Origin of the sequence: Phormidium tenue FACHB-1052 (assembly GCF_014696675.1) — a bacterium.
GTDB classification, from domain to species: Bacteria; Cyanobacteriota; Cyanobacteriia; order Phormidesmidales; family Phormidesmidaceae; genus Nodosilinea; species Nodosilinea tenuis_A.
The window spans coordinates 762276-780740 of record NZ_JACJQN010000001.1 but is presented as its reverse complement, the minus strand read 5'-3'; the positions used below and the strand labels follow the sequence as shown (position 1 = coordinate 780740).

General features: G+C 56.7%; 17 protein-coding genes. 11 read left to right on the top strand and 6 right to left on the bottom strand.

Features of this window, described 5'->3' with window-relative positions; all coding sequences use genetic code 11:
• Window positions 1-47: 47 nt before the first annotated feature.
• A complete protein-coding gene (locus H6G07_RS03605) occupies window positions 48-644 on the bottom strand; it encodes a 50S ribosomal protein L25/general stress protein Ctc (protein WP_073606393.1) in 597 nt (198 codons plus the stop codon).
• Window positions 645-694: 50 nt separating this feature from the next.
• Window positions 695-2029 carry an adenylosuccinate synthase gene (locus tag H6G07_RS03600; RefSeq protein ID WP_073606394.1) on the bottom strand — a complete coding sequence of 445 codons (1335 nt, stop codon included), beginning with the start codon at window positions 2027-2029 and terminating at the stop codon, window positions 695-697.
• A 315-nt stretch (window positions 2030-2344) separates the two neighbouring features.
• Here H6G07_RS03600 and H6G07_RS03595 point away from each other — a divergent pair, with 315 nt between their 5' ends.
• A complete protein-coding gene (locus tag H6G07_RS03595; protein WP_073607000.1) occupies window positions 2345-3415 on the top strand; it encodes an adenosine deaminase in 1071 nt (356 codons plus the stop codon).
• Window positions 3416-3535: 120 nt separating this feature from the next.
• On the opposite strand, the gene rbp is transcribed toward H6G07_RS03595, so the two are convergent.
• Complete coding sequence (gene rbp / locus H6G07_RS03590) at window positions 3536-3865, bottom strand: RNA-binding regulator (RefSeq protein ID WP_073606395.1); 330 nt, start codon at window positions 3863-3865, stop codon at window positions 3536-3538.
• A gap of 399 nt (window positions 3866-4264) precedes the next feature.
• Between rbp and trxA the strand changes: the two genes are divergently transcribed.
• The 8 genes from trxA (at window position 4265) to H6G07_RS03550 (ending at window position 13595) form a co-directional block, all read left to right on the top strand.
• Window positions 4265-4588: a thioredoxin gene (gene trxA / locus H6G07_RS03585; RefSeq protein WP_073606396.1), complete on the top strand. Its 324-nt coding sequence runs from the start codon at window positions 4265-4267 to the stop codon at window positions 4586-4588.
• 23 nt (window positions 4589-4611) lie between these two features.
• A complete protein-coding gene (locus H6G07_RS03580) occupies window positions 4612-4761 on the top strand; it encodes a hypothetical protein (protein ID WP_171972925.1) in 150 nt (49 codons plus the stop codon).
• Window positions 4762-4839: 78 nt separating this feature from the next.
• A complete protein-coding gene (glgA, locus tag H6G07_RS03575) occupies window positions 4840-6321 on the top strand; it encodes a glycogen synthase GlgA (RefSeq protein WP_084172806.1) in 1482 nt (493 codons plus the stop codon).
• Window positions 6322-6346: 25 nt separating this feature from the next.
• Window positions 6347-6640, top strand: a complete 294-nt coding sequence (locus H6G07_RS03570; RefSeq protein WP_073606397.1) for a hypothetical protein — start codon at window positions 6347-6349, stop codon at window positions 6638-6640.
• A gap of 190 nt (window positions 6641-6830) precedes the next feature.
• Entirely contained in the window at window positions 6831-8141 is a 1311-nt protein-coding gene (locus tag H6G07_RS03565; protein WP_199311854.1) for a GTP cyclohydrolase II, read from the top strand.
• A 2-nt stretch (window positions 8142-8143) separates the two neighbouring features.
• Window positions 8144-9415: a URC4/urg3 family protein gene (locus H6G07_RS03560; RefSeq protein WP_073606398.1), complete on the top strand. Its 1272-nt coding sequence runs from the start codon at window positions 8144-8146 to the stop codon at window positions 9413-9415.
• Window positions 9416-9507: 92 nt separating this feature from the next.
• Window positions 9508-10140 carry a uracil phosphoribosyltransferase gene (gene upp / locus H6G07_RS03555; protein ID WP_073606399.1) on the top strand — a complete coding sequence of 211 codons (633 nt, stop codon included), beginning with the start codon at window positions 9508-9510 and terminating at the stop codon, window positions 10138-10140.
• Window positions 10141-11063: 923 nt separating this feature from the next.
• Window positions 11064-13595, top strand: a complete 2532-nt coding sequence (locus tag H6G07_RS03550; RefSeq protein ID WP_073606400.1) for a glycogen/starch/alpha-glucan phosphorylase — start codon at window positions 11064-11066, stop codon at window positions 13593-13595.
• 87 nt (window positions 13596-13682) lie between these two features.
• Here H6G07_RS03550 and lspA read toward each other — a convergent pair whose 3' ends face one another.
• The 3 genes from lspA to arfB all read right to left on the bottom strand — a co-directional run bounded on the left by lspA (window position 13683) and on the right by arfB (window position 15321).
• Entirely contained in the window at window positions 13683-14183 is a 501-nt protein-coding gene (gene lspA, locus H6G07_RS03545; protein WP_073606401.1) for a signal peptidase II, read from the bottom strand.
• Window positions 14184-14187: 4 nt separating this feature from the next.
• Window positions 14188-14787 (bottom strand): biotin transporter BioY, encoded by a 600-nt coding sequence (locus H6G07_RS03540; RefSeq protein ID WP_171972926.1) that lies wholly within the window; start codon window positions 14785-14787, stop codon window positions 14188-14190.
• Window positions 14788-14907: 120 nt separating this feature from the next.
• Window positions 14908-15321 (bottom strand): alternative ribosome rescue aminoacyl-tRNA hydrolase ArfB, encoded by a 414-nt coding sequence (arfB, locus tag H6G07_RS03535; RefSeq protein ID WP_073606403.1) that lies wholly within the window; start codon window positions 15319-15321, stop codon window positions 14908-14910.
• Window positions 15322-16010: 689 nt separating this feature from the next.
• Here arfB and H6G07_RS03530 point away from each other — a divergent pair.
• The gene (locus tag H6G07_RS03530; protein WP_084172807.1) at window positions 16011-16571 is read left to right on the top strand and encodes a hypothetical protein; all 561 of its coding nucleotides are present in this window, start codon (window positions 16011-16013) and stop codon (window positions 16569-16571) included.
• Window positions 16572-16645: 74 nt separating this feature from the next.
• Window positions 16646-18433 (top strand): DUF3352 domain-containing protein, encoded by a 1788-nt coding sequence (locus H6G07_RS03525; RefSeq protein WP_190740678.1) that lies wholly within the window; start codon window positions 16646-16648, stop codon window positions 18431-18433.
• Window positions 18434-18465 lie beyond the last annotated feature (32 nt).

The following is an 18465-nucleotide window of genomic DNA, read 5'->3' as shown; positions in this document are numbered from 1 at the left end:
GTTTCCTAGCCCCTAGGGATTAAAACTTGCCGTATTAGCGAGCCAGCCTATTCTGCCGCCGCTTCGGCCTCGCCTTCGCCCTCAGCCATGCGGCCCTGGAGCACCGTAGCAATGGTTTGAGTTTGGTCGCCAGCTACCACAGCGCCCTCGGGCAGCACCAGGTCAGCCACGGTGAGTGAGTCACCCACAGCCAGCCCAGATACATCTACCTCAATCGCCTCAGGGATGTCGATCGCCTTACACTTGACCGTAACTTCGTTGATCTCAGTGTTGAGCACACCGCCATCGTCTTTCACACCCGTGGGCTCCCCCACAAAGTTGAGCACTACGCCCACTTCCACAAAATCCTGGGCCTTAACGGCAAAGAAGCTGAGGTGGTACACGGTTTTCTTCCAGGGGTGGGCCTGAACTTCCCGCAGCAGAGCCTTGCCATTCCAAGGCATATCTGGAATTTTGAGGTCAATCATGGTGTTGTTGACGGCGGCCTTGCGCAGCAGCAGGTCAGCATCTTTTTGGTTGACGGTCAGCGACACCGACTCAGTGCCTTGGTGACCGTAAAGAACTACCGGCAGCAGCCCTTCGCGGCGTAGGGCGTTAGGCTTAGCCTTTGCATCGCGCGATTTGCACTCAATAGTCAGTTCCATGGAAAATCCCCCCGTTAGAAATAAATTCAAAAAAACAAACCTGCCAAGCCCTAGGCTACCTGGGACTCGCCATTCTCGTAGAGCAGCGCCCGCTTCGGCCCGTGGATGGGGTCTTCTACGATGATAGTCTGGTCGCGGCTAGCCCCGAGCGACACGATCGCGATCGGCACTTCCATCAATTCCGCCAAAAACTTGAGATAGTCTAGGGCAGCTTTGGGCAGGTCGCTCAGCGATCGGCAGTGGTCGGTGGGCTGCTTCCACCCGGGCATGGTTTTGTAGATCGGCTTGCAGCGGCCAAAGGCCTCAGCACTGGCTGGCAGCTCTTCGCAGCGCTCACCGTCTAGTTCGTAGGCCACGCACACCTCAATCTCGTCGACATCGTCGAGCACATCGAGCTTGGTGACGGCGAGGCAGTCGAGGCCATTGATGCGCACCGCGTAGCGGCCAATCACGGCATCAAACCAGCCGCAGCGGCGGCGGCGACCGGTGGTGGTGCCAAACTCGGCCCCGCGATCGCAGAGCAACTCACCCATGCCGCCGGTCAGCTCGGTGGGGAAGGGGCCTTCCCCGACCCGGGTGGTATAGGCCTTGGCCACCCCGATCACCCGGTCGATCACCGTGGGGCCAATGCCGGTGCCAATGCAGGCCCCGCCCGCCACCGGGTTAGAGGAGGTAACGTAGGGATAGGTGCCGTGGTCGAGGTCGAGCAGCGTGCCCTGGGCCCCTTCAAACAGCACATTTTTGCGCTGGCGAATAGCCTGGTAGACGTGCAGCGAACTGTCGATGATGTGGGGCCGCAGCCGCTCGGCGTACTCAATGTATTCGTCAATCACCGCCGCTGGGTCGAGGGGGGCGAGGTCGTAGAGCTTTTCGAGAATGCCGTTTTTGTACTGAATCGTCCACTCCAGCTGCTTGCGGAGGCGGGCGTAGTCCATCAGGTCAATGATGCGGATGCCGATGCGCTCAGACTTGTCGGCGTAGGTGGGGCCAATGCCGCGCTTGGTGGTGCCAATTTTGTGGTTGCCCCGGCGCTCCTCCGACGCCTGATCGATCAGGCGGTGATAGGGCATGGTGACGTGGGCCGCGTTAGAGATGAAGAGGTTTTTGGTGGAAATGCCTAGCTCGACGAGTTTGTCGAGTTCGCCGATTAGAGCCTTGGGGTCAATAACGGTGCCACTGCCAATGACGCACTCAGTATCGGGGTAGAGGATGCCGGAGGGAATCAGGTGCAGCTTGAAGGTTTGATCTTTAACAACGACGGTATGACCGGCGTTGACCCCACCCTGGTAGCGCACAACTACGTCTGCCGAACGACTCAGCAAATCGGTAATTTTGCCCTTACCTTCGTCGCCCCACTGGGCCCCAATTACTACAACGTTTGCCAAGGGAATTCAGGCTCTAAAGTTCACACAAATTCCCATTATCACTAGGTAAATGTCATTGTGTCAACTTGGAATTTGCAGCGCTGCTCAAGGGGTAATTCTACCTAAAGCCCGAACCCCTAGCAAATTAAATGTGTTTAACCTTATACCCAATGAGTGAAATATGCGATAGAACGGAGGCAGATTGAGTTTACATTTCTTCAGATTTCCTACGGATTTGCGATCGCCATGGGCGCAGCCTCTCCGCAAGAGACGCGTCGGTTCGGAGGGGCGATCGCGGGCTTAGCCCATCAAATCTTCACTAAGGCGGAGGTTCCCGTGAGTCTATATGCCGAGCTACACCGCCATCTGGGCGGTTCTGTCGTACCCCGAGTACTGTGGCGCTATTTTGAGCGCAATCGCCCCGATCTGTCGGGCCAGTTTGCTGATTATCCGGCGTTTGAGCAGTTTTACACCCGTCCTCGCAACACCCTCGCAGAGTATCTAGAGCTGCATACCCTCGTCGAGAGTGTGCAAACCTACGAGGCTTTGCCCTACTTCATCTATCGCTTGATTCGGGGTGCCTACATTTTTGAAAATCTGGCCTACTTAGAGCTGCGCTACACCCCCTACCTGCGCACCCCTGAGCATTTGACCCAGAACCAGCGCATTGAGGCGATGGCTGAGATTGTCGAAATTGTCGGGCGAGCCAGCCAGCAACCTGAGTACCCGATTGTGACTAAGCAGATTCTCTGTATGCACTCGCGGCTGCCCCACGAGGTGAACCAGGCGATTGTGGAACTGGCGGGGCAATACCCTGAGTACGTGTGCGCTGTGGATGTGGCGGGCGGTGATGCCAAGTACGGCGATCGCATCGACGAATTTACCCAACTCTACCAACGCGCCCAGGATCTAGGCCTCAAAACCACAGGCCACCTCTACGAAACTGTCGATGGCGACCATCCCAAGCTGCTGCCCTACCTGATGCGGATTGGCCACGGCATTCAAATTCCACTGCGGCACCCGGAGCTGCTGCCGGAGGTGGCGGCCCGAGGCCAGTGCTTGGAGGTGTGCCCCACCACCTACCTCAAGACCGGCACCCTAGAGGAGATTAGTCAGCTCAAGGTCGTGTTCGATCGCTGCTTTGAGGCCGGGGTCGATATTGCCATCTGCACCGACAACGCCGGGCTGCATAACGTGCGACTGCCCTTTGAGTACGAAAACCTGCTCACCCACGACGTGATCGGCTTTGAAGAGCTGCAAGCCTGCCAGGAAGCGGCCTTTCGCCACGCCTTTGCCTGGCCCCACAGCCAGCCCCCCACTACGCTGCTCACCGATATGCTGCAAGTGTCGCCCCATAATCACTCCATCAACAACGGCATCAGCCAAGAGGTACTGATGCCGTCTTAGCGCCACGTTGGGGTAAGAGACGATGAAGAACATACATTAAAAAAGGGACTTAGGCAGTCATGCCTAAGTCCCTTTTTACTGCTGGTAGCCTAGCGTTTAGAGCCAAGCCGCAGGACAGATTTAGTAACCGCCGCGGGAGAAGCTGTCGCCACCGCCACGACGACCACCGCCGCCACCACCAAAGTTACCACCGCCGCCACCGCGATCTTCACGGGGCTTAGCTTTGTTGACTTTGAGGTCACGACCCATCCACTCAGCACCGTCTAGGGCTTCGATGGCGGCGTTTTCTTCAGAATCAGCAGACATCTCAACGAAGGCAAAGCCGCGCATGCGCCCGGTTTCACGATCGGTGGGAAGTTGTACCCGCTTAACAGACCCGTACTCTGCAAATACAGAGGTTAGGTCTTCGCTGGTAGCGTCATAGGACAGGTTGCCTACGTAGATTGACATATCTTTTCTCCAAAAATTAAAGGATGTACAGAGCAAAATTTCGGAGAGAAGTCTGTCAATGGAAAAACGGAAAAACTCGTTAGTACTAGAAACAAATGCTGCTAACCGAACTCTAAATCTCTGGAGATACCCTAGCACGTTTGAAAAGCTGGTGGAACCTTAGACGGTCAAATTGCTAAATAAAAACTAGTTGTGGAGCAACAAACAACGTGCAACCGTATATCTAGCGTTTTACTTGTAAAGTTTTGTATATTTTGATGGCCCCGACTTTGAGCAAATTCTTGCTTAGGTCAGTTTTAGCCGCCTCGCCCACTTTATCTAGGGAAAGGGGCGATGGGGAGCGACCGGTTTCCTGAACCATCCCCGTGGGAGAATAGGCTTTTAACTGAGATTTCACCTATGCCCGCTGCCTACATTGAAAACGAAACTGAGTTTGATGCGTTGCTCAGTGCAGAGTCATTGTTTGTGGTCGATTGTACGGCGGCCTGGTGTGGCCCCTGCAAGCTAGTGGCCCCGCTGATGGATCAGCTAGCCGACGAATACGGCGATCGCGTCAAAGTCCTCAAGCTCGATCTAGATGCCAATCAGGCGGTGGCCAAGCGCTACGGCATTCGCAGCATTCCCGCCGTGATGTTCTTTCAGCAGGGCGATGTCGCGGAGACCTTGGTGGGGGCAAAAAAATACGACGAATATAGCGAAACTCTAACTAAGTACCTGAGCTAGACCATTGCCCTTGCCCAACCTCTGTGGCCACTGCCGTTCTAGACGCAGGTCGCGATCGTCTAGGGCCAGTTGCCCAAACCGCTCGTGAATCGGGCAACTGGCCGAGCTGCGATCGAGGGGAAGGGCAGCTCTCGGCGGGGTCGAGCGTGGGCCCCGAAATGGAGAATGGCTGAGGGCCAATGATCTAGGCATAACGCCCACACCCCCGTAGACTGAGGACAACCGATTGATCCAACAGCAGGGCGGGCGATATGGAAATTCTTTTTGTAGCAGCGGAAGCGGCACCCCTGGCTAAGGTCGGCGGTATGGGTGACGTCGTGGGTTCTCTGCCTAAAGTGCTGCGCAAAATGGGGCACGATGTGCGCATCTTCATGCCCTACTACGGCTTTTTGCCTGACAAGGTCGATATTCCTGAAGAGCCGGTGTGGAAAGGCACCGCCATGTTTAACGACTTTGCGGTGTACGAGACTACTCTGCCTGAGTCGGACGTGCCGGTGTATCTATTTGGCCATCCCGCCTTTGACCCTCGCAAGGTCTATGGCGGCGACGACGAAGCCTGGCGGTTTACCTTCTTTGCCAACGGCGCGGCTGAGTTTGCCTGGAACTACTGGAAGCCCCAGATCATTCACTGCCACGACTGGCACACGGGCATGATTCCGGTGTGGATGCAGCAGTCGCCCGACATTGGCACGGTGTTTACGATCCACAACCTGGCTTACCAGGGGCCGTGGCGCTGGGAGCTAGAGCGCATTACCTGGTGCCCGTGGTATATGCAGGGGCACAACACCATGGCGGCGGCGGTGCAGGCTGCCGATCGCGTCAACACGGTATCGCCCACCTATGCCCAGCAAATTAAAACCCCCGACTACGGCGAAGAGCTGGAAGGGCTGCTGTCGTTTATCAGCGGCAAGCTGAGCGGCATTCTCAATGGCATTGATGATGAGTCTTACGACCCAGCCACCGATCGCTACATCGCTAAAAACTTCACCGCTGACACCCTCGATCAGCGTCGCGCTAACAAGATCACTATTCAAGAAGAGCTGGGTCTAGAGGTCAACTCAAAGGCTTTTTTGGTGGGTCTAGTGGGCCGATTGGTCGAGCAGAAGGGGCTCGACCTGATTCTGCAAATTTTGGATCGGTTTTTGTCGTACACCGATGCGCAGTTTATTTTGCTGGGCACGGGCGATCGCTACTACGAAACCCAGCTCTGGCAGATGGCCAGCCGCTACCGGGGCCGCATGGCCACCTACCTGCTCTACAGCGAGGGACTGGGTCGCCGCATCTACGCTGGAGCCGACGCGTTTCTGATGCCGTCGCGGTTTGAGCCCTGCGGCATTAGCCAGATGATTGCCATGCGCTACGGCTGTATTCCAGTAGTGCGGCGCACGGGCGGCCTGGTGGATACGGTGCAGCACCACGACCCTGAGCATCAAGCGGGCACAGGCTACTGCTTTGACCGCTACGAGCCGCTCGATCTGTTTACCTGCCTGATTCGCGCCTGGGAAGGCTACCGCTTTAAGGATGCCTGGCGGGCGCTACAGCAGCGGGCCATGGAGCAAGACTTTAGCTGGGACAAATCGGCGATCGACTACGTCAAGCTCTACAGCGAAATGCTGGGGATCGACTTTAAAGACCAGCTAGCTAAGCCTGGGCCGGAAGTGACTAAGCTAGAAAAATCAACGGAGACAACAGGGGAGGCGAACTTTCCAAAGTCGTCGTTGTCGAAGTCTTAACGAATGCAGTATCAAGGTTGTGTAAATGGATGACGAGCAGCTCAAGAGAGGCATCCAATCAATTGGAATGGGATGCTTCGTAAAATACTTTGAAGCATTCTCTGATGCTGAAAAGAATGATGATGACTTGATTGATGCTTTGACGAAAATTGAGGGCTACGAAGAAAGCGGTGCAAAGACTAGGGTTTTGTCAGCTCGACGTATTATTCGGGAAGATCGTGCCGCAGATGCGCTAAAGAAAATAGCAAATAGTGAAAAAACTGAGCCATGGGTAGTGGCAAAGGCCCAGTTCCTAGTTGAGAAAGTTGAAGCCAAATAGTTGCAATGTGAATCTTTTTTCCTGTACCCCTGAGTATGGGACATCGGAATCGTTCAATGCGCCTCTGAGGATTGGGCTGATCCCCAATGTAAACTCAAGAAAGAATGAAGTCACTGCTGTCTGTCACTTGTGAGCGGTTTATCCGAGAAAAAGTGTGGCAGATTAGTGGTTTCTGCTCCATGAGGCACCTATGAGTGATGGTAACGGTTTGGCAGCGGGAAACCTGGCTCAACCCGGTCTACCCGAGGCGGAAACCTTGCCCAAGCGCCGCCATATAGTGCTCACCTCTCATTCCAATCGGTCTGGGCTCAAAGGCATCCCAGTGCAGTGGGGCCATGGGGATCCGCTCCAGCGTGGGGCGATCGTGGCGACGGTTAGCGATCCCAACCACCGCAACGCCATTGGCACTCATTCTGGCTCCTATGCCGTGTACCGCGCCCTGGCGGTGGCCAGCGGGGTGCTGGATCCTGATCATAAGCCTGACTTTACCAATACAGCGCCCACTATTCCCATTGGCCCCCATCCCAGCTGGGCTGACCCTGAAAAAATTGTCTCCCTCGACCCCTTTGGGGCCTTGGTCGGCAACCTATACGCGTCCCAAATTGCTGAAGGCATCGATATTCGCCCCACGATCGCCGTCACCCGCGCCCACATTCAAATGCCGGAGTTGCTAGAGGCGGTGCGCCAGGGACGAATTAAAGAAGACGGCAAAATCGTTAAACCCGGCGGCGATCTAGTAGTGACAAAAGCAGCCGTAGAGCCGGTGTGGTATCTGCCGGGGGTGGCCCAGCGCCTGGGGGTGAGTGAAGAGGATCTGCGCTACGCCCTGTTTGAGCAGACTGGGGGAATGTTCCCTGAGCTGGTGACGCGGTTTGATGTGAAGGTGTTTTTGCCCCCCATTGGCGGCATTACGGTGTATATCGTGGGTGATCCTGACGCGATCACTGACCCGGCTCGCCCCCTAGCGGTACGGGTTCACGACGAATGCAACGGCTCGGATGTGTTTGGTTCTGACATTTGCACCTGCCGCCCTTACCTAGTGCACGGCCTGGAAGAATGTATTGCTACAGCCCAAGCCGGGGGCGCGGGGCTGATCGTCTACTTCCGCAAGGAAGGGCGCGCCCTGGGGGAAGTGACCAAGTTTTTGGTGTATAACGCCCGCAAGCGGCAGGAAGGGGGCGATCGCGCCGACGCCTACTTTGCCCGCACCGAATGCGTGGCCGGGGTGCAGGATGTGCGCTTTCAAGAGCTGATGCCCGATGTGCTGCACTGGCTGGGGGTGACCCGCATCGATCGCTTCGTGTCGATGAGCGACATGAAGTACAACGCCCTAGTGCGATCGGGCATCGAGATTGTCGAGCGGGTGCCGATCCCCGACGACCTGGTGCCGCCCGATGCGCGGGTGGAAATTGAGGCCAAGAAGGCGGCGGGCTACTACACCGACAAGGTTGCACCGACAGAAGAAGATTTGGCCCAGATCAAAGGGCGGGGTTTGGAGTAGGAATGGTGACTTTAGGCGGGGGTGGGATGGTGGGCGGTGACCACCCTACGGCGGAGGCCGCGATCGCTTACCTGCAACGTCCGCAGGCGATTCGCGATCGCACCCGCGCCCTTTTCCACTTAGCCGAGCAGGATCGGCTCCAGCATTTTCGCTATCATCCCGAAGCCCTGCCCGCCACCACCGCCTACGTGCTCGACGTGATGCGACAGCAGTATCCCGATGGCGACATTCCCTTTCACTCCCGCTGGCGGCATTTTGAGGTAGCGGGGCGATCGCGCCTAGACCTTCTAGAGCCAGAGTTATCGAGGCTGGATCCTGTAGAGCGGACAAAGCTGAAGGTGGATCTGGCGATCACCAGCGTGCTGCTAGATGCCGGGGCGGGGAATCGGTGGCGGTACGTGGAGCCGGGGACGGGGCTGGGGTTTGCCAGATCGGAAGGATTGGCGATCGCCAGCTTTCACAGCTTCACCGCCGGACTGTTCTCTAGCCAACCCGACCATCCCTGGCAAGCCGACGCCCACGGACTCACGCAACTCACCGCTAACCGCCTTGTCGAAGCTTTCCAGGTTCACGACAACAATCCACTGCTAGGGCTGGAAGGACGAGTAGCGCTGCTGCAAAAACTCGGCCACGCCCTGCACCAACAGCCTCAATTCTTTGGGCCTGATCTGCCCCGGCCAGGCAACTTAGTGAATTACTGGCTACAAACTGCCTCCCATAGCCAGCTATCGGCAACGACCATCCTGCAAACCATCCTGCTGGGCTTGGGGCCAATCTGGCCCGGACGGGTAGAGCTGGCGGGGATCAATCTGGGCGACGTGTGGCCCCATCCTCAACTGCCTGATACTGGCCCCGGCAGCAACTTAGTACCCTTCCACAAGCTCTCCCAGTGGCTCACCTATTCACTGCTGGAACCCCTGCAAGACTTGGGCCTCACCATCACCAACCTCGATCAGCTCACTGGCCTAGCTGAATACCGCAACGGGGGTCTGTTCATGGACTGTGGCGTGCTGAGCCTGAAGGATCCCGCTGCGGCTGAAACCGCCCATACACCCGGTTCGCCCCTAATTGTTGAATGGCGTGCCCTCACCCTCTGTCTGCTCGATGACCTCGCTACTCACCTTCGCCAGTCGTTGAGTCTGGATGCCGAAACGCTACCCCTGGTCAAAGTTCTCCAGGGTGGCACCTGGACAGCGGGGCGACAGATCGCTGGGGAGAGGCGGGCAGGTGGAGGGCCACCGATTCAATTGGCCAGTGATGGCACGGTGTTTTAGAGTTCAAAATTCAAAATGGAGAATTCAAAATTTTGAATTCTCCATTTTGAATTTTCCCCTTCCCTCGCTTACCCATTTCCCCTACACTTCCCATGCCCGATCTCCACCTCATCGACCACCCCCTCATCCAGCACAAACTCACCCTCATGCGTCGAGCTGAGACCAGCACGGCAAAGTTTCGCACGTTGCTCAAGGAAATTAGCCTGCTGATGGCCTACGAGGTGACACGCGATCTGCCCCTCAAGCTAGAAACCATTCAAACGCCCATGGCTACGATGGAAGCCCCGGTGCTGGCTCCAGAGAAAAAGCTGGTTGTGGTTTCGATCATGCGGGCGGGGCAGGGCATTCTCGACGGCATTTTAGAACTCATGCCCTCGGCGCGGGTAGGGCACATTGGACTCTACCGCGATCCCCAAACCCTGCGGGTGATTGAGTATTTCTTTAAGGTGCCGGAGGATCTGTCAGACAGGGATGTTCTTGTCGTTGACCCCATGATCGCTACGGGCAATACGGCAGTGGCAGCACTATACCCGCTGAAGCAGGCCAAACCGCGATCGCTGCGCTTTCTCTGCTTGCTCGCCGCCCCCGAGGGCATCGCCCACTTCCACCGTGAGCACCCCGACGTACCCCTCTACGCTGCCGCCGTAGATGAAAAGCTGGACGAGCGTGGCTACATTTTGCCAGGGCTGGGGGATGCGGGCGATCGCCTATTTGGCACTAAGTAGCTGTTAAACCCAAACCCTAAGATCAGTGTGTCCTTAAGCTTGTCTTGATTAGAAAAGCGAAGAAATGCTCCTTTCCCCTGCTTTGAAATAACTGTTTGTGTTGCTTCCGTAAAGTCATGCCTCTGGCCGCAGGGTTCAAGCGAACCGGATCTTAAATGAATCAGTATTTATTATCTAAAAACGCTGACACTAGCCGCTAGACCGTTTAATCTAAAATTCACTTTATCGATAAATTGATTAAGATAATCACAAGCCTGCTACGCATCAGCGACGGCGCTCTTTAGGGGCAATAGAGGCATGGCGTTAAGCAATGTGAAGTGGCTTCTAGCAATATTTAGAATCCTTCATAACATTTTCTTTACACGCGAAACGACCGCAGGGAGAGGGATTCAAAATTTTGTGTCGGCAAAATAGGCTCTCTGACGCACTAATACATTTAACTTAATACTTCTAAATCACCTACTCATAATATTGCCCTTAACATTCTTTTAAGGACTCTGCGATCGCTGTAGTTAGCGGTGTTAGGGCGATCGCCAGCATGTTTTATCGAGAGTTGTGCTGCCAGTTTAGGAATCTTTTATGGCGCGCGGCGGGCTTTTTTCTTTCGCCTACCGCTTTTCAGAGTTGGTTAGGCAACAGAGTTTTATTCGCGGCCAGTTAAAATGAGTTCACTCCCGTCAAGCTAAGGGGTCAATTTATTGCCCCAGCACTGGTGAGTGAGCCAATCCATGTTTGAGTTTGTTGGTGTAAACGTCTCAAGTCATTGAGACCAAGTTGTCAACGTGAATGGTGAATTGCCCTGGGTATTTGTCTTGGGTAATGCGATCGCCTCTACAGGCAATCTAGGACCATTGCGGTATCTGCTTCGAGCCTACGGGCTGCCAGCGAATTCTTGTGTGATTACTACAGTATTAAGGGTTCTTATGGCTAAGCAATCTATTCGTCTGCCCGAATCAAACACAGAGACAGAGGTGCCACTGTCGTTAGGCTCGGCAGGTGTTGCGCTCGATGCTGAAACGCAGGTGAGCCAAATTCAGCAGGCGTTGGTCAACAACTTGCACTGGGTACAAGGCAAAGACGAACAGTTTGCTAATGCCCACGACTACTACACAGCACTGGCCCACAGCGTACGCAATCAGCTGCTGAAAAAACGCATTCGCACAGCCAAGACCTACGCCGAAGCGAAGGCCAAAAACGTGTACTATCTGTCGGCAGAATTTCTCATGGGCCGCCAGCTCGGCAACGGTCTGATCAACCTGGGCATGTACGACACCATGCGCCACGCCCTGGCTGACTGCGGGCTAGATCTAGACGAACTGCTCGAGCGTGAGGCCGAGCCGGGCCTAGGCAACGGCGGGCTGGGTCGCCTCGCCGCCTGCTTTATGGACTCGCTCACGACGCTTAACCTGCCTGCGATCGGCTACGGCATTCGCTACGAGTTTGGCATCTTTACCCAGCTCATTCGCCAAGGTCACCAGGTCGAAGCGCCTGACAAGTGGCTCAGCTACGGCAACCCTTGGGAAATTGCCCGCCCCGACTACCGGGTTGAGATCAAGTTTGGTGGCCACACCGAGGTTTATAAGAAAGACGGTGACGACGACTACCAGGTGCGGTGGATTCAGGCCCAGACCGTGATTGGCATTCCCCACGATGTGCCAGTGCCGGGCTATGGCACCGACAATGTCAACCTGCTGCGGCTTTGGAAGGCCGAGGCCGGAGAAGCCTTTGACCTTGATGCCTTTAACGCTGGCGACTATTTTGGGGCGGTAGCCAACAAGATGATCTCCGAGAACATCACCAAGGTGCTCTACCCCAACGACGAAACTCGCCAGGGCAAAGAGCTGCGTCTGCAACAACAGTATTTCTTCGTCGCCTGCTCGCTGCAAGACATCATTCGCCTGCACCTGCGCGACCACAGCAACCTAGGGAATTTGGCCGAGTTTTCCGCCATTCAGCTCAACGATACCCACCCGGCCATTGGCGTCGCCGAGCTCATGCGTCTGCTGATCGATGAATACAGCTTCGAGTGGGCTGCCGCTTGGCAAATCACCCAGCGCACCTTTGGCTACACCAACCACACCCTCATGCCCGAGGCGCTAGAGAAGTGGTCGGTGGATTTGTTTGGTAAGCTGCTGCCCCGCCACCTCGAAATCATCTACGAAATCAACCACCGCTTCTTGGCCCAGGTTAAGCTGCGCTACCCCAACGACCCCGATCGCCTCGAACGCCTTTCTCTGATTGAAGAAGGCGGCGAGCGCCGGGTGCGGATGGCCAACCTGGCCTGCGTCGGCAGCCACGCCATCAACGGCGTCGCCGCCTTGCATACCGAGTTGCTCAAGCAGGAGGTGCTGCAAGATTTCTATGAGCTGTGGCCCGACAAATTTAGCAACAAGACCAATGGCATCACCCCCCGCCGCTGGCTGTTGCAGTGCAACCCCCGCTTGGCCCAGCTAATCTCTGAAACCATCGGCGATAGCTGGATTACCAACCTCGACGATCTCAAGCAGCTAGAGGCCCACCTGGACGATGAGGCCTTCCGCCACGCCTGGCAGGCCATCAAGCAAGAAAACAAGTGGAGTTTGGCCCGCTACATCCATGACGCTGTGGGTATAGAGGTCAACCCCGACTCCATGTTTGATGTGCAGATTAAGCGCATCCACGAGTACAAGCGGCAGCTGATGAACGTGCTGCACGTGATCACCCTCTACAACCGCATGGTGCAAAACCCTGGGGATCACGTCGTGCCGCGCACGGTGATCTTTGGCGGCAAGGCGGCCCCCGGCTATGCCATGGCCAAGCTAGTGGTGAAGCTGATCAACGCGGTCGCCGATGTGGTCAACAATGACCCAAGCGTCAATGGGCGGCTGAAGGTGGTGTTTTTGCCCAACTACAACGTCTCCCAGGCCCAGCGGCTGTTCCCGGCCTCTGACCTGTCAGAGCAGATCTCGACTGCTGGCATGGAGGCCTCGGGCACCGGCAACATGAAGTTTGCCCTCAACGGTGCCCTTACCATTGGCACCCTCGATGGCGCTAACGTAGAAATCCGCGAGGAGGTGGGAGCCGACAACTTCTTCCTGTTTGGTTTGACCACGGAGCAGGTTGCGGCCTGTAAGGCCGTGGGCCATAACCCCTGGTACTACTACGACACCAACCCCGAGCTGAAGCGCACCCTGGATGTGATCGCCTCAGGATTATTTTCGCCCGGCGAGCCTGACCTGTTCTTGCCCATTCTCGATTCGCTGCTGGTCGATGATCCCTATATGGTGATGGCCGACTTTGCCGCCTACGTGCAGTGTCAAGAGCATGTCAGCCGCACCTATGAAGACCGCGATCGCTGGGTGCGCATGGCCATTCTCAACACCGCTCGCATCGGCAAATTCTCCGCCGATCGCACGATCGCCGACTATGCCCGCGAGATCTGGAAGGTGAAAGCAGTGCCGGTGGCGGGGGAGTAGGGGAGTGATGGGTTAGGGGAGTTTTGAATGTTGAATGTTGAGTTTTGAATTCAATAGCCAAAGAACTCAAAACTCAAAACTAGGCATTTAAAACTCTCTCCCTCCCTCATTTCCTCGCTTAGGTGGCTGCGGTTCCCTCAGCGCCGCCACCAGCAGGCAGACAATACCGATGTTAATGCACACATCAGCCACGTTAAAAATCGGGAAGCGAATCAGCCGAAAGTCTAAGAAGTCAATGACTTCGCCCGACAGAAGGCGATCGATGCCGTTGCCTAACGCCCCGCTGAGAATGAACCCGTAGCCCACCTGCTCCCAGCGGTTGGGCAATCGTGCTTTTAAACCTAAGGCAATAAGCCCCAGACTGACAGCCAGCGACAGCCACTTGAGCCACTCGCCGTTGTTGCTAAACAGACTGAAAGCGGCCCCGCTGTTGGTGACATAGGTAAAGTAAAACACCCCTGGCCAGATGGGCAGCGAGTCGGGAGGGGTGGTGAGTTCAAAGGTTTGAGCCACCCAAAACTTAGTCAGCTGATCGAGGGCTAGCCCAACCCCAGCGGCGATCCAAAACCAACGATTGCGCACTCTCATGGGCCTAGTAAAACAACAGCTGTCGTAGCACCAGCGACAGCACTGCCACCGCACACACTACCACCAGATGGCCCGGCAGCGGCAAAATAGAGTATCCCACCAGCAACTCCCAGTAGGAGGCCGATACGGTCTGCAACCAGCCTAGCAGGGAGGCGAGAGTCAGGTAAAGAATGCCCAGCCCGTGGATGATGCCCAACCCGCTGAGGCCGCTCAGCGCTAGCGTCTCTAGCTTGGGCGGGTTTTGAAAGGCCAGGTAGCCGCACACCCACCCAGCGGGCACAAAGCCAATCAGATAGCCAAAGCCCGGCTCGCGCACGTAGCTCAGGCCGCCCCCCTGAGTAAACACTGGAAACTCAAACACTCGAAACAGCGCTAGCCCCAGCACCAAGTAAGCAACCTGCGACAGCGCCGCCGCGTTTTTGCCCCCCACGCAGCCGGTCAGCAGCACAGCCCCCACCTGAAAGCTCACCCCTAGCGACAGCAGTGCCATGCCAGACTGTCCCCAGGTCCAGGGAGCATTGAGGGTAAAGGCTTCCATCCAGGTGGCCACAATGGTGAGAACCAACCCAATCAAAGCCCACAGTAGTTCAAATGGTGCTAGCACTGGCGATGTCTTCACCCGTTGGCGGCAGAATTCAGACATTCACATTAGCAGGGTTTGTCAGGCTGGGCACGGGTTCGCAGAAAGATTTTCGCCCGCTATTCAGGGCGCGACAAAGGCATCTCAGTCGCGCACGTTACCCCGCAGAGATTTAATCTGTCCACGCTTCGCTTTGCTATCGAGGCGTTTGCGCTTGGCAGTTTTTGAGGGTTTAGTGGGTTTGCGCTTTTTCGGTGTGATGGTGACGCTTTTGACTAAAACTTTGAGGCGATCGAGGGCATCTTCTCGGTTTTGCTCTTGGGTGCGATGCTGCTGGGCTTTGATAATGACAACTCCCTCTTTAGTGATGCGGCTGTCATTGAGGTTGAGCAGACGTTCTTTATAGAGGGGCGATAGGGAAGATGCATTGATGTCAAACCGCAGGTGAATGGCAGTGGCCACCTTGTTGACGTTTTGACCTCCCGCCCCCTGGGAACGGACGGCGCTTAACTCAATTTCGCTAAGCGGAATGGCGGTGCGGTTGGTAATTTGCAGCATGAAACGATCAAGGATGCTGTCTACACCATAGCCAAATTAAGTCAGGATGCAGCATGAGGCCGTTACGTGATAAGGCTTTATGCTGTATGGCATCTTTTATGGCCTGTCACCACCTGGCGATCGCGGTCGTCTTCATCATGGCCAAAGATTCAGACATCAGGGAGACTACATGCGAGCTGAGTCTCGCCAAAAGCCGCCCCTAGAGTTACTCCAAGGGCAAGTTATACCGCTGCTAGAACTGCTTCAGCAGATGGAACCTAACAAAACTAGAGAAACCTGGTAACGGGAACCCATGACCTACAGCCAACGAATCAAAACCCGCCCTCTCTCATCAGTAGCACCTGTTAACCCGGTTGAGCAATTACTGAGAAACAAGACGGCTTCTCTAACCGTAACGAAAAACCGGCCTACCTGAGCGCCTAATAGTATTTTAGTACTATACTTGAGTTTATTGATTTCTCACTCTCTTCGCTGCCACCCAGGTTCCATTTTGGGGCTATGCTCCCTCGGCGGCGAATCACTATCTAGCCCAGCGGCACTCACCCCTAGCGCAGAACACCTGTGCTTAAGGATCCCTGTGCTAGTTCTTTGCTTCAAGCAAAGTTTCAGGGCTAGAGGTGCTACTTTGGTTGCCCGCTAAAGTTGGGCGCTCCCCTGATCCAAAACGGTAGACAGTAAAGGTCAACGCCATGGTTCAACGTCCTCCTTACCCTGTATCAGCCCACTATCAGCCCCCCCAGCCCCAGCCGGTGCATCCTCGCCCGGAGAACCTCCAGTCGAAGCCACCGCAGCCATTGCGGACTCAGCCTGGCTCCTATGCCTATGCCCCTCAACCTCGACGAGCTGCCTCTGGAGCCCTTCCAGATCGACCTCGGCCTCGCCAGGTGCTGATGGCCGGAGGCATGGCCGGGGGCTCAATGCTCGCTCTAGCCGCCCTGCTGGTTTCGCCCAACCTCGATCAGGCCAAGGTGCAGGAGGCCGAGGCCTTTACCTGCATTCGGCAAGAGCAGCCCAAGGCGCTAGTCTCGCGCGACCAAATAAAAAAGCTCCTAGAAACCGAGTTGCAAGCGCCTAAGGCTACGGTACAGGAATTCCTTCAAATGCCCTACTGCGTGCTGTCGCCGGGCAAAACTGAGGCGGGGCTGCCCGCTGATCGCGAGGCCTACCCTCTGGAGTTTGACCCCCAAACCTGGCTGGTGGTGCTCTATGAGGGCGATCGCTACGCCGGATACGATTTTCGCTTCCGCTAGGGCGCAGTAGAATCCTTGGTTCGTTGTTGGAGTTCTTTGCTAGAGTGGCAGGACAAATTGGCCAGGCTCCCATAGTGTTGCATTCTAAGCTGCTGCAGAAAAAGCCTCCGCTGCTGTTGCCCGTGGGCGCAGCTCTACTCTTTATTGGTGGCGGCGCGCTGACCTTTTGGGCCACCTCGCGACATGGACAGTTCGCCAAAACGTTGCCCGCTGGGGCCAATGCCATTCCGGCTGATGCGCTAGCGGTGGTGGCCTTGAGCAGCGATGAAGCTCAGTGGCGACGGCTGCGGCAGTTTGGCACCGAGGCTACCCAGGCCCAGTTTGACCAGCAGCTAGTGCAGTGGCGCGATCGCCTGCTGGCCGACCAAGATCTTAACTTTGCCCGCGACATTCAGCCCTGGGTTGGCCCCGAGATTACCTTGGCGGTGTTGCCCGTTGAGACCGGCCCCAGCGATCTGCCCCCGTCGCTGCCCGCTCCCGAGCTGGCCTTAGCCTCAAACGTGGTCGTCATCATCCCCATTGCCGACGCCAACCGCGCTCAAAACGATCTGGGCGATCGCCTGGGAGCCGCTGAGTCGGTAGAAGATGCCCCTTACCGAGGCATTGCCCTACAGCAGCTCAATGGCGAGGCAGACACACCCCTCTACGCCGCCGTGCTCGACGCCGAAACGGCGGTGCTCAGTCCGCAGTTGCCCCTGCTGAAGCGAGCGATCGACACCTATCGAGGAGGCGAGTCATTAGTGACTCGTCCTGGGGTGGGCAAAGCCTTTGAGCAACTTACCGAAACTCGGCCTTTAGCCCGCTTTTATGTAGATGTACCGGCCCTGTCTCAAACCGTGGCAGCGGCGGCTGACCCACCCATTGCCCCGGCTCGGCTGCGGGCGTTTCAGACCCCACGGGGGCTGGTAGGGGCGATCGCGCTGCAAAATCGCGGCGTTGGTTTCCAGGGCATTAGCTGGCTCGAACCCGGCCCTCAAACCTTTGCCACCGGCAACCGGGCCGACCAAATGCCCCAGCGACTGCCTGCGGGTACTCTGGTGGCAGTGTCAGGGGGCGACTTTCAGCAGTTTTGGGAAGATTTTGAGGCTGGCGAGCAACTCTCGGCCCTGCTGCCGGTGCGAGCTAGCGATTTATCTGTGGGGCTGCAAACCGCTACTGGCCTAAGCCTGCAAGAAAACCTGCTGCCCTGGATGGCCGGAGAATTTGCCCTGGGGGTGCTCAACCCTCCCCCACTGGCCAATGGTGACAATGCCCCGCCGCTGCCAAACCCGGCCCTGGTGCTGATGGTTAAAACCAATGATCGCGAAGCCGCCACCGCCACCTTTGAGCAGCTCGACGCCGTGATGGAGAGCCGCTACCGCTTTGCGATCGAGACTACGGAGCTGGGCGGCGTGCCCGTCACCCGCTGGACGTCTCCCTTTGACTCGCTGGTGATGGCCCACGGCTGGCTCGACGGCGACATTGCCTTTTTTACCCTGGGTCAGGGCATCGCCGAGCAGGTGGCCCCAGCCCCCAACCGCAGCCTGGGTGAAAATGACCTCTTCCAGACCACTACTGGCAACGCACCGCGCCCCAACAACGGCCACTTTTTTATCAATCTAGAAACCCTCACCGGGGTCGAAAACAACCTGCTGCTGCCGCCCTTGCCCCAGGATGGGTTGCTGAGTTCTGAGGCGATCGAGGCGATCGGGGTAACGGCGACGGTGCTCAGCGATCGCCAGGTGCGCTACGACATTGCGGTGGCGCTCAAGCGGGGCGATCGCCCCGGCCCCCTCCCTGGTGGAGCCGAGCCCCAAGCCACTCCCACTCCAGGAGCTACCCCCGAGGCCGCTCCCGATACCGCTCCCTCCACTCCCCAATAACTCTCACCGCCGCCTCGACAAGTCACCCCGCA

Bases quoted from the DNA above. Each gene is read 5' to 3' on its own strand.
- H6G07_RS03605 (WP_073606393.1), bottom strand. From the start codon at position 644: ATGGAACTGACTATTGAGTGCAAATCGCGCGATGCAAAGGCTAAGCCT.
- rbp (WP_073606395.1), bottom strand. From the start codon at position 3,865: ATGTCAATCTACGTAGGCAACCTGTCCTATGACGCTACCAGCGAAGAC.
- trxA (WP_073606396.1), top strand. From the start codon at position 4,265: ATGCCCGCTGCCTACATTGAAAACGAAACTGAGTTTGATGCGTTGCTC.
- glgA (WP_084172806.1), top strand. From the start codon at position 4,840: ATGGAAATTCTTTTTGTAGCAGCGGAAGCGGCACCCCTGGCTAAGGTC.
- H6G07_RS03570 (WP_073606397.1), top strand. From the start codon at position 6,347: ATGGATGACGAGCAGCTCAAGAGAGGCATCCAATCAATTGGAATGGGA.
- H6G07_RS03565 (WP_199311854.1), top strand. From the start codon at position 6,831: ATGAGTGATGGTAACGGTTTGGCAGCGGGAAACCTGGCTCAACCCGGT.
- H6G07_RS03560 (WP_073606398.1), top strand. From the start codon at position 8,144: ATGGTGACTTTAGGCGGGGGTGGGATGGTGGGCGGTGACCACCCTACG.
- upp (WP_073606399.1), top strand. From the start codon at position 9,508: ATGCCCGATCTCCACCTCATCGACCACCCCCTCATCCAGCACAAACTC.
- H6G07_RS03550 (WP_073606400.1), top strand. From the start codon at position 11,064: ATGGCTAAGCAATCTATTCGTCTGCCCGAATCAAACACAGAGACAGAG.
- lspA (WP_073606401.1), bottom strand. From the start codon at position 14,183: ATGAGAGTGCGCAATCGTTGGTTTTGGATCGCCGCTGGGGTTGGGCTA.
- arfB (WP_073606403.1), bottom strand. From the start codon at position 15,321: ATGCTGCAAATTACCAACCGCACCGCCATTCCGCTTAGCGAAATTGAG.
- H6G07_RS03530 (WP_084172807.1), top strand. From the start codon at position 16,011: ATGGTTCAACGTCCTCCTTACCCTGTATCAGCCCACTATCAGCCCCCC.